The sequence below is a fragment of the Alteromonas sp. PRIM-21 genome (assembly GCF_027563165.1).
In the GTDB taxonomy this organism is placed as follows: Bacteria; Pseudomonadota; Gammaproteobacteria; order Enterobacterales; family Alteromonadaceae; genus Alteromonas; species Alteromonas macleodii_A.
The window spans coordinates 24,209-39,205 of sequence record NZ_JADOEK010000005.1; the positions used below are offsets into that span (position 1 = coordinate 24,209).

General features: G+C 46.3%; 14 protein-coding genes. 3 read left to right on the top strand and 11 right to left on the bottom strand.

The features are described from left to right. The first annotated feature begins 12 nt into the window (after window positions 1–12). Entirely contained in the window at window positions 13–1,893 is a 1,881-nt protein-coding gene (dxs, locus tag IW644_RS09130) for a 1-deoxy-D-xylulose-5-phosphate synthase (RefSeq protein ID WP_269917339.1), read from the top strand. 235 nt (window positions 1,894–2,128) lie between these two features. Here dxs and IW644_RS09135 read toward each other — a convergent pair whose 3' ends face one another. The 10 genes from IW644_RS09135 to lpxD all read right to left on the bottom strand — a co-directional run bounded on the left by IW644_RS09135 (window position 2,129) and on the right by lpxD (window position 10,816). Then, window positions 2,129–2,629: a phosphatidylglycerophosphatase A family protein gene (locus IW644_RS09135; protein ID WP_269917340.1), complete on the bottom strand. Its 501-nt coding sequence runs from the start codon at window positions 2,627–2,629 to the stop codon at window positions 2,129–2,131. Between the two features lie 38 nt (window positions 2,630–2,667). Then, window positions 2,668–3,633 (bottom strand): thiamine-phosphate kinase, encoded by a 966-nt coding sequence (gene thiL / locus IW644_RS09140; protein ID WP_179983985.1) that lies wholly within the window; start codon window positions 3,631–3,633, stop codon window positions 2,668–2,670. A gap of 48 nt (window positions 3,634–3,681) precedes the next feature. Beyond that, on the bottom strand, window positions 3,682–4,104 hold the full coding sequence (gene nusB, locus IW644_RS09145; RefSeq protein WP_014979773.1) for a transcription antitermination factor NusB: 423 nt from the start codon (window positions 4,102–4,104) through the stop codon (window positions 3,682–3,684). A 12-nt stretch (window positions 4,105–4,116) separates the two neighbouring features. Continuing rightward, window positions 4,117–4,590, bottom strand: a complete 474-nt coding sequence (ribH, locus tag IW644_RS09150; RefSeq protein WP_025255832.1) for a 6,7-dimethyl-8-ribityllumazine synthase — start codon at window positions 4,588–4,590, stop codon at window positions 4,117–4,119. A 244-nt stretch (window positions 4,591–4,834) separates the two neighbouring features. Continuing rightward, on the bottom strand, window positions 4,835–5,935 hold the full coding sequence (gene ribBA, locus IW644_RS09155) for a bifunctional 3,4-dihydroxy-2-butanone-4-phosphate synthase/GTP cyclohydrolase II (RefSeq protein ID WP_269917341.1): 1,101 nt from the start codon (window positions 5,933–5,935) through the stop codon (window positions 4,835–4,837). Between the two features lie 20 nt (window positions 5,936–5,955). Beyond that, on the bottom strand, window positions 5,956–6,618 hold the full coding sequence (locus IW644_RS09160; RefSeq protein ID WP_025255834.1) for a riboflavin synthase: 663 nt from the start codon (window positions 6,616–6,618) through the stop codon (window positions 5,956–5,958). Between the two features lie 20 nt (window positions 6,619–6,638). Beyond that, complete coding sequence (gene ribD, locus IW644_RS09165) at window positions 6,639–7,778, bottom strand: bifunctional diaminohydroxyphosphoribosylaminopyrimidine deaminase/5-amino-6-(5-phosphoribosylamino)uracil reductase RibD (protein WP_269917342.1); 1,140 nt, start codon at window positions 7,776–7,778, stop codon at window positions 6,639–6,641. Window positions 7,779–7,828: 50 nt separating this feature from the next. Further along, a complete protein-coding gene (nrdR, locus tag IW644_RS09170) occupies window positions 7,829–8,278 on the bottom strand; it encodes a transcriptional regulator NrdR (RefSeq protein WP_118493418.1) in 450 nt (149 codons plus the stop codon). 98 nt (window positions 8,279–8,376) lie between these two features. Further along, window positions 8,377–9,633 carry a serine hydroxymethyltransferase gene (glyA, locus tag IW644_RS09175; protein WP_179983990.1) on the bottom strand — a complete coding sequence of 419 codons (1,257 nt, stop codon included), beginning with the start codon at window positions 9,631–9,633 and terminating at the stop codon, window positions 8,377–8,379. A 154-nt stretch (window positions 9,634–9,787) separates the two neighbouring features. Further along, a complete protein-coding gene (gene lpxD / locus IW644_RS09180; RefSeq protein WP_269917343.1) occupies window positions 9,788–10,816 on the bottom strand; it encodes a UDP-3-O-(3-hydroxymyristoyl)glucosamine N-acyltransferase in 1,029 nt (342 codons plus the stop codon). Window positions 10,817–11,117: 301 nt separating this feature from the next. On the opposite strand from lpxD, the gene ettA reads away from it, so the two are divergent. Further along, a complete protein-coding gene (gene ettA / locus IW644_RS09185) occupies window positions 11,118–12,785 on the top strand; it encodes an energy-dependent translational throttle protein EttA (RefSeq protein WP_269917344.1) in 1,668 nt (555 codons plus the stop codon). A 147-nt stretch (window positions 12,786–12,932) separates the two neighbouring features. Further along, complete coding sequence (locus tag IW644_RS09190) at window positions 12,933–13,340, top strand: PilZ domain-containing protein (protein WP_269917494.1); 408 nt, start codon at window positions 12,933–12,935, stop codon at window positions 13,338–13,340. A 125-nt stretch (window positions 13,341–13,465) separates the two neighbouring features. Here the strand turns inward: IW644_RS09190 and radA are convergent, their stop codons facing one another. Beyond that, a complete protein-coding gene (radA, locus tag IW644_RS09195; protein WP_269917345.1) occupies window positions 13,466–14,833 on the bottom strand; it encodes a DNA repair protein RadA in 1,368 nt (455 codons plus the stop codon). Window positions 14,834–14,997 lie beyond the last annotated feature (164 nt).

The window sequence follows — 14,997 nt, forward strand, 5'->3', positions numbered from 1 at the left end:
GATAATAAGTACATGAGTTTAGATCTCCAACATTACCCAACGCTTGCGCTTGCGCAAACACCTGAAAAATTGAGGCAACTGCCCCAGGATAAATTACGCGAGCTCGCCGATGAATTACGTGAGTATTTACTTAACAGTGTAAGTCAAACGAGTGGTCACTTCGCTTCGGGCTTAGGCACAGTAGAGCTCACAGTCGCGTTACACTATGTGTACAACACACCTTTTGACCGTTTATTGTGGGATGTAGGGCATCAAGCCTATCCTCATAAGATTCTTACTGGCCGTGCAGAGCGCATGAGTACCATTCGTCAAAAGAATGGTCTGCACCCTTTCCCATGGCCGCCTGAGAGCGACTATGACACCTTTGCTGTGGGCCATTCTTCTACATCGATTAGCGCGGCGCTGGGTATGGCCGTAGCGGCAGAAAAAGAAGGTGAAGATCGCAAAGTGGTTGCCGTTATCGGCGATGGCGCAATGACCGCAGGTATGGCGTTTGAAGCCCTTAACCACGCAGGTGACATCAAAAAAGACATGGTGGTTGTACTTAACGACAACGAAATGTCCATATCTGAAAACGTAGGGGCGTTAAACAGCCACCTAGCCCGCTTGCTAACAGGTAATTTTTTCAATTCAATTCGGGATGGCGGCAAAAAGCTGTTAAGCAATGTACCACCTATTAAAGAGTTCGCTAGCCGTGCAGAAGAGCACCTTAAAGGTATGGTTGTGCCCGGTACTATCTTCGAAGAGTTGGGCTTTAATTATATTGGTCCTATCGATGGTCACGATGTGAACGCTGTAGTCGATACCCTTCGCAATATGCGTAACTTTGAAGGTCCTCAGCTTTTACATGTTGTGACAAAGAAAGGTAAGGGCTACGCCGTTGCTGAAGAAGACCCAATTAAGTTTCACGCGGTGCCAAAATTTAACCCAGCAGATAACGCTTTGCCAAAGTCGAAGCCCTCTGCCCCAACCTACTCTGCTATTTTTGGAAAATGGCTATGTGATATGGCCGCGCAAGACCCAAAATTAATGGCTGTGACACCTGCTATGCGTGAAGGTTCTGGTATGGTTGAGTTTTCTCAACGCTTTCCAGATCAGTACTTCGATGTTGCTATTGCCGAGCAGCATGCTGTGACCTTTGGTGCCGGTCTTGCCAAAGACGGGATGAATGCGGTTGTTGCGATTTATTCATCGTTCCTTCAGCGCGCTTACGATCAGCTTATTCACGATGTGGCAATTCAAGACTTGCCGGTATTATTTGCTGTAGACAGAGCGGGTATTGTGGGCGCCGACGGCCCTACTCACCAAGGCGCGTTTGATATTGCTTTCCTTCGCTGCATTCCCAATATGGTCGTTATGGCACCGTCAGACGAAAATGAATGTCGTCAAATGCTCTACACCGGTCATAAGCTACAAAAGCCTGCTGCAGTGCGCTACCCTCGTGGTGCAGGCATGGGGGTTACACCAGATGAGGCGATGACGGCACTTGAAATAGGTAAATCACGTACCTGTCGAGAAACCTCTAAAGATAAATCTGAAAGCGTTGCTATTTTGAACTTCGGCTGTTTATTGCCCTATGCACTAGAAGCAGCAGAAGCTATTGATGCAACGGTTATCGACATGCGCTTTATAAAACCATTAGATGGCGATGCCGTTTTAAAAGCTGCAAATGAACACAGCGCACTTATCACGTTAGAAGACGGCTGTATTATGGGTGGTGCAGGTAGTGCCGTACTAGAACACTTGCAGCAAAACGGCGTACTAAAGGCAGTCAAAATGTTAGGGCTGCCTGATAGCTTTATTCTGCAAGGTACGCAACAGGAAATGTACAAAGAGCACGGCTTAGATGCTGAAGGTATTATTGCTGCGGCAAATAGGTTTACAGCTAGCTAATCAGTTATCTAATTCGTTACAAAACTAGCTTAGTAAAAGCGACTACTATGCTTTTCGTTTAAGCCAGAGATCAAAAAGCCCGCAAACTGCGGGCTTTTTAGTTATGTATTTTCGCTATTGCCTGACTCTTTATTACCTGAGTTTTCATTGCCTGATTTCTCACTGCCTAACTTTTCATTGCCTAATCGTTCTCAGTCGCCAATCTATGAGAGCGGCCCTGAATCTTTACTTTTAGCTAGAACAACGCCAGTGCTGCAGGCCAGAACACCATTAATAAATGTAAACAGCCACACGCCATGGCTCCAGCAAGAATATCATCCAGCATAATGCCTGTACCGCCGTGTAAGCGCTTGTCGATAATACCTATTGGCCAAGGCTTTAAGATGTCAAAAAGTCTGAACAGAACAAAGCCCACGAGTAAAGATGACGCTGAGATAGGTACAAATAGAAAGGTGATAAACATGCCCGCTATTTCATCCCACACAATAGAGCCGTGATCGTGTACCTGCATATCGTCTGCAGTCTTGCCACACAGATAGATACCTACCACTGAGAATATCAGCGTAAGCGCGATGAAGGAAACCACAGAGATCTGGCTGCACGCTACAAGTAGCGGTAGTGCAGCAAGCGAGCCAAATGTACCTGGCATAAAAGGAACAAGCCCGCTACCAAAACCGAGTGCGAGAAAATGAACTGGATTTTTCATACTCACTCTAGCGCGATATTCCGCCTGCATGCTTCTTCCTTTATTTACTCTTGTAAGATGTGGTTTGCCTAAAAGGCGTGCTCATAGCCAGATGCATTAGCTGGCGTATACTTTTCGTTATCTTTTAGCAACGAAAGTGTGCCGCTATGCCCGGTTAATTGGCCAATACACGTGGCTTTTACATTCGTACTTGCCAACGAAGTTTCAAGGCTACCGCGCTGCTCTTCACTTACAGTGAAAATAAGTTCGTAGTCATCGCCAGCGGATAGTGCATATTCAATAGCTTGTTCAGGTGTGACTGCACTTGTTAGAGCTCGTGATAGCGGTAAACGATCTACATGAACATTCGCACCGCAATTAGACGCTTTTAAAATGTGCCCTAAATCTGAAATCAAGCCATCAGAGATATCAATGCACGATGTTGCAATACGACGTATTGCCGTACCTACCGCAACACGAGGCGTTGGGAAGTAATGGCGATTAACCAAAACGTCTTTCGCTTCACCACTTACGCTGAGATTTTTTTGCAGAATATCTAAGCCCGCTCCTGCATCACCTAGTGTTCCGGTAACATAAAGCCAATCACCCGGCTTCGCGCCACTGCGCGTTAATTCGGAACCCGGCGGTATAAAACCTTGTGCGGTAATAGTAAACGCCATAGGGCCTTTTACTGTATCGCCACCGATAAGCTGGACAGAATAGTACTGAGTAAGCTCGTATAAACCAGATACAAAGTCATCTAACCAGGCTTCATCTACTTCAGGCAGTGACAAAGACAAGCTTATCCACGCGGGCTCAGCCCCCATAGCGGCAAGGTCACTTAAGTTAACAGCAACGGTTTTGTATGCTACAGACTTAGCCGGTGCATCTTTTAAAAAGTGCACTCCTGCAACGAGAGTATCTGTAGTAACGGCAAGTTGTTGGTTTTCAGGAACCGTTGTTACTGCACAGTCATCACCAATACCAATAACAACGTCTTTGCGTTTGTGGCCGCTGTTTGAAAAATAGCGGCCGATAAGATCAAATTCTTTCACGGTAATTTTTAAACCCTTTTAGCGGCAATCCATGCCGCCACGGTAAGGTTAGTCGCGCTCGTCTTTACGCAACGTGCGCACTGCTTTATCCAGTGCACCATTAATGAATTTATGGCTTTCTTCAGCACCAAATGCCTTAGCTAGCTCAATCGCTTCATTAATAATTACGCGGTAAGGTACGTCGATACGCTCAGTGAGTTCCAGCGTCGCAATGCGCAAGATGGCTTTTTCGATAGCGTCTAACTCTTCTGGCAAACGGCCAAGGTAAGGTTTAATGGTTGCATCAAGGTTGCTTGCGTTGTGTGCAACACCGCGAAGCAAGGCTTGGAAATACGCCATGTCTACCTTTTGCATGTCGTTACTGGTGGCTAGCGCCAGTTCAACCTGCTGAATATCGTTGTGACTCATTTGCCATGAATACACACCTTGAAGGGCGAGTTCACGGGCTTTACGACGAGCTGAAACTTTCACTTAATGTTTACCTTAAAGCTTTTCAACAGCATCGATAACGTTAACCATTTCTAGCGCGCCTAGTGCAGCTTCTGCACCCTTATTGCCCGCTTTGGTTCCCGAACGCTCGATAGCTTGTTCAATTGAATCTGTTGTGATTACGCCAAATGATACAGGTACGCCGTATTCAAGTGATACTTGCGCAAGACCTTTATTGCTCTCGCCTGCTACAAAATCAAAGTGTGGCGTGCCGCCACGAATAACTGCACCAAGAGCGATGATGGCGTCAAATGACTTCTTCTCAGCTAATTTCTTAGCAATTACAGGTAACTCGTAAGCACCAGGTACACGTACTACCGTGATATCGTCATCGCTTACTTCACCGTGACGCTCTAGTGTATCTAATGCGCCTTCTAGTAAGCTTTCAACAACAAAGCTATTAAAGCGTGATACAACGATAGCAAACTTCTTACCGGTTGCTCTGATATTACCTTCAATTACCTGCATGGATTCATTCCTCGAGAAAAAACGGCGCGAAGTATACCACAACTGCGCCCAAACTAAATCGATTGTTTCTTTAACTTCAACTATTCGTAAACGGCCACTTTATGCTTAACAAAATGTGGTGAGGGAATGCTCGTCGCAAACCCTCCACCGCATGGATGCGGTGGCGGAGCGTACAGGGATGTATTCACCGCGTGTTTGCGACGAGCATTCCCTCTCCACTTTCACTGTGGCCTACACCCCAGAGCTAGTCGTGCACGTACTCAACAACTTCAAGGCCGTAGCCTGAAAGTGCATGATATTTAATTGGCTTACTAAGAAGACGCATTTTGTGAACGCCCATAGAGGCAAGAATTTGGCTACCCACACCAATAGTGCGTGACGACCCCTGCCAGTCAGCGCCAGCTGGGCGTTCGCCTCTGTCTTCGGCTGCAAAGCGGCGTACTTGGCTCTCAATATGCTCTTCTTTGCCTAATAGCACTAGCACACCACCTTCTTGTGAAATTTTGCGCATGCCATCTGCTAACGTCATTGAGCGTTGAATACCGCGCGTCGAGCCAAGAAGATCACTAAAAGTATTGTGAAGGTGAACTCGAACAAGTGTCGGATCATCCTCTCTAATGTCGCCTTTTTTAAGCGCATAGTGCAACTGGTTGTCGATGCTGTCTTTAAACGTGTGCAGCTCAAAATCACCGTATTCTGTTGGCATGTTACACTGCGCAACTTTTTGGATTGTCGTTTCGTTTAAGTTGCGATATTCAATTAAATCAGCAATGGTACCAATTTTAAGGTTGTGCTTGGCCGCGAACTTTTCTAACTCTGGGCGGCGAGCCATAGTGCCGTCTTCATTAAGAATTTCTACAATAACCCCAGCTGGCTCTAAGCCGGCCAAACGTGGCAAGTCTACACCTGCTTCGGTGTGGCCTGCGCGATTTAACACACCGCCCTCTTTAGCAATTAATGGAAAAATATGGCCAGGCTGAACGATGTCTGTCGCTTTCGCATCTTTGGATACAGCCGCTTTGATTGTTGTCGCACGGTCGGCAGCTGAGATTCCGGTTGTCACGCCTGTTGCTGCTTCAATAGAAACGGTGAAGTTGGTAGAAAACTGCGCTTCGTTTTTATCAACCATTAAAGGAAGATTTAGCGTGCGGCAGCGCTCTTGAGTCATAGGTAAGCACACCAAGCCGCGAGCGTGAGTAACCATAAAGTTTATGGCTTCAGGCGTGACATGCTCCGCCGCCATGATTAAATCACCTTCGTTTTCCCTATCTTCATCATCCATCAAGATAACCATTTTACCTTGGCGAATGTCTTCAATTATTTCTTGTGTAGTGTTAAATGCCATGTTGTGTGCTTCTTGTAGGGTTATTTTCTTAAAAATCCGTTCTCGGCAAGAAATGCCATGTCGATGCCTTTGCTTGTAGGCTCGGCGGCTTTATCGCCTAGCATTAATCGCTCTAAATAGCGCGCAATAACATCAACCTCTAGGTTTACCGCTGTGCCCACTTTATAGCTTCCCATAATCGTTTCTTGCAACGTATGAGGAATAATCCAAAGCATGAATTCCGCACCGTTGACTTCGTTCACAGTCAAACTGATACCATCAACGGTGATACTGCCCTTGTGCGCAATGTATTTCGCTAGTGCTTCAGGCGCTTTTACCCAGAACTCTACATAGTCTGAGTGCTTGATAATTTGCGTAACCTCGCCCACGCCGTCCACGTGACCTGACACGATATGACCGCCTAAACGGTCGCTAGGACGCATAGCTTTTTCAAGGTTAACGGTTGAGCCTGCACTATAATGTGCAAACCCAGTCAATTTGATGGTTTCTGCCGATACATCCGCGCAGTAATAATCGGGGCCCATATCAGTCACTGTTAAGCAAACACCATTAGTCGCGATACTGTCTCCAAGTGCGACATCAGACATATCAAGCGTAGGTGACGCAACGGTTAGGCGAATATCGTTGCCACGGTTATCAAGCTTTTTAATAGTACCGAGCGCTTGAATAATTCCAGTAAACATAAAGTTCCTCTTTAATCGCGTTAACCACGAGTGTTGCCAACATCAGGGCGAAAGATAAGCTTAATATCGTTCCCCACCTGACGATTTTCAATAAGCGAAAGCGAAATACATTCATTTAATGACGTAAACGCTGGCAAATTAACCATACTTATACCCTTTTCACCTAAAAGCTTAGGCGCTTGGTAGCAAATTAGCTCATCCACCAGCCCCTCTTGCAACAATGCACCGGCTAAGCCTGGGCCCGCTTCCACCCATACTTCATTATATTGCTTATCGCCTAATGCCAACATTAGTGTATGTAAGTTGAGTTTACCGTCTTTTTCATCTACCACTAGGTAGTGCTGTGTTGCCGTATCAGGATGGGAATGGGAAGTAGCCGTTAAGGTAATATTGCCGTCGTTAAACAACGCGTAGTCTCGACTGAGCTTGCTTTTGCCATCAACGACAACTCGAGCAGGCTGGCGAATTTGTTCAAGAGGATAATCAGTGAGCTGTGCTTCTTGTTCTCTAACCAACAAACTAGGGTTATCAGCTTTTACCGTACCTGAACCTGTAAGTACCGCGCAACTTTGCGCGCGATAGCGCTGTACATCGCGTCTTGCCTCAGGTCCAGTGATCCATTGACTTACACCATTTTGAAGGGCTATTTTTCCGTCTAGGCTAATGCCTAATTTCACGCGAACGAAAGGCTTGCCAGTAAGCATGCGCTTGATGAACCCGGGGTTTAATGCTGCAGCTTCTGCGGCCATCACATCGCTGACCACTTCAATACCAGCTTCTTGCAGGATGCTGATACCGTTACCGCATACGTTTGGGTTAGGGTCGGTCATGGCAATAACCACTCGCGCCACTTTTGCTTCAACCAAAGCCACCGCACAAGGCGGCGTGCGGCCAAAATGACTGCAGGGCTCAAGGGTTACATAAGCCGTCGCGCCTTTTGCTCCGCCTTCTCTTGTGCTAGCAGCTTGTCTTAATGCATGTACTTCGGCATGAGGGGTGCCAGCTTGGATATGATATCCCTGACCTATTAGTTGATTATTTTCATCAACAATTACGCAACCAACGCGAGGATTAGGAGAAGTGGTATAGCGCCCTTGTTGGGCAAGCTGAATGGCTTTTGCCATCCAATGATAATCGTTTTTAACCGTTTCGTGGTTCACTTGGATTCCTGTTGTAGCCCTAAGTGTCTGAGGTTTTGGGTGTGCCCGACCTAGTCCCCTAATCGCGCAATTTCTTCTCCAAATTCACGAATGTCTTCGAAGGAACGATAGACAGAAGCGAACCTGACATAGGCAACTTTGTCGAGTTCTTTTAGGGCTTTCATTATTAGGTTGCCGAGCAGTTCGCTACTCACCTCACGCTCACCTGTTGCACGCAACTGTGACTTCAGTGAAAGGACACACTGTTCAACTTTTTCAGTGCTAACAGGACGCTTTTCAAGTGCGCGTTGCAAGCCTGCACGAAGTTTATCTTCGTTAAACGGTTCACGTGAACCGTCGCGCTTTATCACGCGGGGCATAACGAGCTCAGCACTTTCAAAGGTCGTGAAGCGCTCGTGACACACCATACATTCACGGCGCCTACGCACTTGCTGCCCTTCTGCAACCAAACGAGAATCAATAACTTTTGTTTCTTGTTCTGAACAAAACGGGCAAAACATGAATATTCCTTAAATATTGCGTACTTAGGCTTGTTGATCAAACCTAGACTAGTTAGTCCAGCATTAGTACCAAAGTACGCAATAAAACACAATCCTATTTACTTATAAACAGGGAATTGTGCGCAAAGAGCAACCACTTCATCTTGAACACGCTTAATAACTGACTCATCGCCCATGTTATCTAGAATGTCGCAAATCCAAGTAGCAACTTGCTTAGCTTGTTCTTCTTTAAAACCACGGCGAGTGATCGCTGGGCTACCGATACGAAGACCACTGGTTACAAACGGTGAACGTGGGTCATTTGGAACCGAGTTTTTATTAACGGTGATGTTTGCTGCGCCTAAGGCTGCGTCTGCATCTTTACCCGTAATATCCTTGTCGATGAGATCAAGAAGGAACAAGTGGTTGTCGGTACCGCCAGAAACAATATTAAAGCCACGCTCTTGCATTACAGAAACCATAGCTTTCGCATTCGCAACAACCTGCTGCTGATACACTTTAAATTCTGGCTGTAGTGCTTCTTTGAAAGCCACCGCTTTAGCTGCAATAACATGGCATAGAGGGCCACCTTGGTTACCTGGGAATACCGAACTGTTAAGCTTTTTGTAAATTGCTTCGTCGCCACATGCTGACAAGATTAGACCACTACGCGGGCCTGCAAGGGTTTTGTGCGTTGTCGTTGTTACCACGTGTGCATGAGGAAGTGGGTTAGGATAAACGCCAGCCGCTACAAGACCTGCAACGTGCGCCATATCTACAAGCAAGTATGCGCCTACGCTATCTGCGATTTCGCGGAATTTAGCCCAATCAACAACACCTGAATACGCAGAGAAACCACCGATAATCATTTTAGGCTTGTGCTCTTTGGCCAGCGCTTCTACTTGAGCGTAATCGATTTCACCGGTTTCTTTGTTTAAACCGTATTGTACAGCGTTGTAAGTTTTACCAGAGAAGTTTACATGCGAACCGTGAGTCAGGTGACCACCTTCAGAAAGGCTCATACCCAATACCGTATCGCCCGCGTCAAGTAATGCCATGAAAACAGCTGAGTTTGCTTGTGAACCAGCGTGTGGCTGAACGTTTGCGTAGTCTGCACCAAATAGCGCTTTTGCACGGTCGATAGCTAGTTGCTCAACAACGTCTACGTGCTCACAACCACCGTAGTAACGCTTGCCTGGGTAGCCTTCAGCGTATTTGTTAGTAAGCTGCGAACCCTGTGCTTCCATTACACGTGGGCTACAGTAGTTCTCAGAGGCAATTAGCTCAATGTGATGTTCTTGACGCTCAACCTCTTTAGACATTGCATCGGCTAATTCAGGATCGAAGTCGGCTATATTCATTTCGCGAGAAAACATGGGGGCTCCTTAACTGCGGTTTTTATATGGCGTTACGCACTGATTGCTCAAATTCGAGCCATATTCTAGTCATTTTCGGTTACTTGTATACCGCTTTATGACCAAATTAATATAAATGGCGCAGGTTTAACGTAATACCTGCGCCAGCGCGAGATCAGACCTGTTTCTCAAGGGCTTTAACACGGTCAAATAAACTGCCAATTTTAGCAAGGCGAACTGTGTTTTTACGCCAATCACGGTTGGTTTGTGCTGGCTGACCAGAAGAATAAACGCCGGGCTCAGTGATATCTTGCACAATCATGGTATAGCCGGTCACCTGGACGTTATCACAAATGCTAATGTGACCGTTGATGCCAACTCCTCCGCCAATAATTACGTGTTTGCCAATATGGCAACTGCCGGCGATACCGGTAGCGCCGCAAATGCAGGAATGATCGCCAATAATACAGTTATGACCAATTTGTACTTGATTGTCGATAATAACGTTAGTGCCTAACACCGTATCTTCCATAGCACCGCGGTCGATGCTGCTGCTCGCACCAATTTGACTGTCGTCACCAATACGTACTGAGCCGGTTTGCGGAATAGGGATCCACACGCCTTTATCATTTGCATAGCCAAAGCCCGCTGCACCAATTACAGTTTGACTATGAATAGTCACGCGCTTTCCAATAACCACGTCGTGATAAATGGTCACATTTGGATGGATAGTACAGCCTTCACCAATGTGAGTGCCTCTTCGGATAACGGTATTAGCGCCAACCGTAACTCTATCGCCCAGCACCACATTATCTTCAATAATAACGTTGTGTCCTAGCGACACATCACTGCCAATACGCGCAGACGGCGCAATAACCGCTGACTCAGAAATGCCTGTAGCAACCGCTGGTGTAGTATCGAATAGTTGAGCGATAAGCGCAAAGGCTGCATGAGGGTTTGCCACAACTAGTGCAGGAACTGGGCTGTCACTTTTTAGGCTCTCGTGCAGAATAACCGCACCGGCATTTGTATCTTTCAACTGTGGTTTATATTTAGGGTTGGTCAGAAACGAAATTTGATGCGATGCTGCACCAGAAAGTGTGCCAACCGCGGAAATAGTGATATTGCCATCGCCCTGCACTTCCCCACCTACATGCTTGGCGAGCTCATCCAGACTATATATGCGTTTATTCATAGCGGTCATCTTAATTGCCTGTTCAGAAATATGAATAGTATTGAGTCTATCGCTTTGGGTTCTTTATTGCTTTTTACTAGATCAGTAGCTCACCCTAAAGCCCATGTTTACTCATGCTTATAAAAAGCAAGTTTACCTTAAATCAACTCGCCAACCGATGCATAAATCAAACTTTTTGGCATGAGTGATTAAAATATCGCCAAGCACTAATACACTAAGCGTAAGTAACTGGCACAAACTACCCTGTTACGAGTAGAATAGACCACAATCACTTTTTTATTTTTCACCGCTTATTCAGCGAGGATAGAGCATGGCGCAATACGTTTACAGTATGCATCGCGTGGGCAAAATCGTCCCACCTAATAGACACATTCTAAAAAATATCTCACTTAGCTTTTTCCCAGGCGCCAAAATTGGTGTGCTAGGTCTAAACGGTGCAGGTAAATCTACTTTACTTCGCATTATGGCCGGCGTAGACACCGACATCGAAGGTGAAGCGCGTCCTCAACCAGGTTTGAAGGTGGGCTACCTTCCACAGGAACCCCAGCTTGATGAAACCAAAGATGTTCGTGGTAATATCGAAGAAGCCGTAGCCGATGTTAAACATGCACTGACTCGCCTTGATGAAGTCTATGCCGCTTATGCAGAAGCAGACGCTGATTTCGACGCCCTTGCTAAAGAGCAAGGTGAGCTAGAAGCAATCATTCAAGCGAAAGATGGCCACAATTTGGAAAATGCCTTAGAGCGTGCAGCAGATGCCCTTCGCCTACCAGCGTGGGATGCGGACGTAAGCAAACTATCTGGTGGTGAGCGTCGCCGTGTTGCGCTTTGCCGCTTACTTTTAGAAAAGCCTGAAATGTTGCTTCTTGACGAACCGACCAACCACTTGGACGCGGAGTCAGTGGCATGGCTAGAGCGCTTCCTTCACGATTATGAAGGTACAGTGGTAGCTATTACCCACGATAGATATTTCCTTGATAACGTTGCGGGTTGGATTTTAGAGCTTGACCGAGGTGAAGGTATTCCATGGGAAGGTAATTACTCTTCTTGGTTGGAGCAAAAAGAGAACCGACTAGAGCAAGAAGAGCGTACCGAAACGGCGCGTATGAAGAGCATGAAACAGGAACTTGAGTGGGTACGTTCAAACCCGAAAGGTCGTCATGCTAAAAGTAAAGCTCGTATGGCCCGCTTTGAAGAACTATCTACCAGCGATTACCAAAAGCGTAACGAAACTAACGAGCTTTTCATCCCACCAGGTGAGCGCTTAGGTGACAAGGTTATTGAAGTAAGCAACCTTAAAAAGTCGTATGGAGACCGCGTACTTATTGACGACTTAACGTTTAAAGTACCAAAGGGCGCCATTGTAGGTATCGTTGGTCCTAACGGCGCGGGTAAATCAACCTTGTTCAGAATGCTTACCGGTGCAGAACAACCTGATTCAGGCACCATCGATTTAGGTGAAACCGTTCAAATTGCTGCGGTAGAACAGTTTCGCGACCACATGGACGAAAACAACACCGTATGGAAAGAAATTTCTGACGAGCAAGACATTATCCGCATTGGTAACTTTGAAATTAACAGCCGCGCCTACTGCAGCCGTTTTAACTTTAAAGGCACCGACCAGCAGAAATTTATTAAGGACTTGTCAGGTGGTGAGCGTAACCGTGTTCACCTAGCGAAACTGCTTAAAGCAGGCGGTAACGTATTGCTACTGGATGAGCCTACCAACGACCTAGACGTAGAAACCCTTCGCGCACTAGAGAATGCGTTGCTGGAATTCCCTGGCTGCGCCATGGTTATCTCGCACGACCGTTGGTTCCTAGACCGCGTGGCAACGCACATCATGGATTACCGCGATGAAGGTAACATTAACTTCTTCGAAGGTAACTACTCAGACTACGAAAGCTGGTTGAAGCAGGAATTTGGACAAGATGTGGTTGAACCGCATCGCCTTAAATATAAGCGTATGTCTAAATAAAGGGAATTGGGGATAAAGATTTCCTTACCTTAAAAGCCCGAGAGCCGCTGTCATCGATAGCGGCTTTTTTATTTGTTTGCTTTTCGTTGCGAACGGGAGAAAATTAGCCAATACTGAGGTCGTCAATGATAACTAGGTATTTGAGTGATGACAGATAAGCGTCAATTCCAACGAGTCCCGCTGAATGTACACGGCAAGCTGGCACATAACGACAACAGTATCGATGTAGTAGTTAGCGACGTGTCACTGCAAGGCATAAAACTACAGGCAACGGAAACCGCATTGTCAAATTTACCTTTTGACAGCCATGAACCTTATGTTGCTACCTTCCAAGCAAATGAAGACAGCCCAGTTATCACCCTTTCAATCTCACAGTTATATCGCCACGCGGACAGTAGACAGGAGCTAGTGTCGTTGGGGTGTAAAGTAGAGCGTATGGATGTGGAAAGCATAAGCGCCCTTCGCCGTTTAATCTTACTAAACAGCGATGATGCTAGTATTGAAGAGAAAGATCTTAATGCGCTGGTTAATGCTGTTTATCAATCGCCAAATTAGAACAAAAAATTACGACAAGTCTCTGCAAAGCTTCAGAAAAGGCTCCACCCTCAAACTGCGCATAAAGACGTACTTCACAAGTCTTCTTGCGCGTTTCCGGCAGCTTAACATTAATGCATTTCGCTTTATTCCAAGGCATCTAACGCTTCAGAAAGGCGAGCCACGGGCACAACTTTCATGCCATTAATAGCTTGTTTGGGCGCGTTGGCTTTAGGCACAATAGCTCGTTTAAAGCCATGTTTTGCCGCTTCTATTATGCGCTCTGTTCCATTGGGAACCGGACGAATTTCACCTGCAAGGCCTACTTCACCAAACACAATCAAGTCCCGCGGTAATGAACGGTTTCTGAAGCTGGAAATCATCGCCAGTAATAACGCCAAGTCAGCACTGGTTTCAGAGACGCGTACACCGCCAACAACGTTCACAAATACGTCTTGGTCGTTCATTTGTACATTACCGTGCCGGTGAAGTACTGCTAACAGCATGGACAAACGATTTTGATCTAAGCCCACAGCTATCCGTCTTGGGTTAGACATCTGTGAATAATCCACCAGCGCTTGTATTTCCACAAGTAGCGGCCGGGTGCCCTCCCAAATGACCATAACACTAGACCCTGGCGTTTCATTTTCCCCTCGGCTTAAGAAAATAGCTGAAGGGTTACTGACCTCTTTCAACCCTTTTTCCGTCATGGCAAATACACCCAACTCGTTGACTGCACCGAAGCGGTTTTTGTGGCTGCGCAAAGTACGGTACCGACCGTCACTTTCCCCTTCCAGCATCATAGAACTATCGATACAGTGCTCAAGTACTTTAGGGCCCGCTAAGTTACCGTCTTTCGTTACGTGGCCAACAATAAACATGGCAATGTGATTTTGCTTGGCAAAGCGCGTCAAATACGCCGCGCTTTCCCTTACTTGCGACACACTGCCCGGTGCAGATTGAACATCTGATACATGCATAACCTGAATAGAGTCGATAACCATTATTTTAGGTTTTTGGGTCAGCGCTAGGTCGCAAATAGTTTCCACATTAGTTTCGGCGAGCATCATCAACTTGTCGTCAGGAAGGTTTAAGCGCTTGGCACGCATTGCCACCTGTTGGAGAGACTCTTCCCCGGTAACATAAAGGGCGGTTTCGCTTTTCGCCATCTGACACATTACCTGTAGCAAAAGTGTACTTTTTCCGGCGCCAGGCGAACCTCCAATTAACATTGCAGCGCCCGGTACTATCCCTCCGCCAAGCACTCTATCTAGTTCCTTAAACGTTGACGAAAATCGTGGCAGTGATTCTAAATCTATTGCGTTTAGCGTCTCGATTTTGGCTGCGGTTTGCCCTGCATACCCTGAAGTAGTTTGTCGAGCTACACTTTTGGCACTCGCTACCACAAACTCACTTATCGTGTTCCACGCTTTACACTCAGAGCATTGTCCTTGCCAACGTGGGAACTCGGCCCCGCAGTCAGAACACACATAAGCAGTTTTACGTTTTGCCATATTCCAGTTTTATCCATTGCTTAAAAAGAGTATTCTAACACTTAATAACGGTGAATTAAGCACAAACCCACGGTCAGTTTTCATTCAGGAATATACTTCCAAAGCATAAAAATTAAGGGGTTAATGAGTTTTGCTGATTTGCCGATAACAACTAAAATAATTGA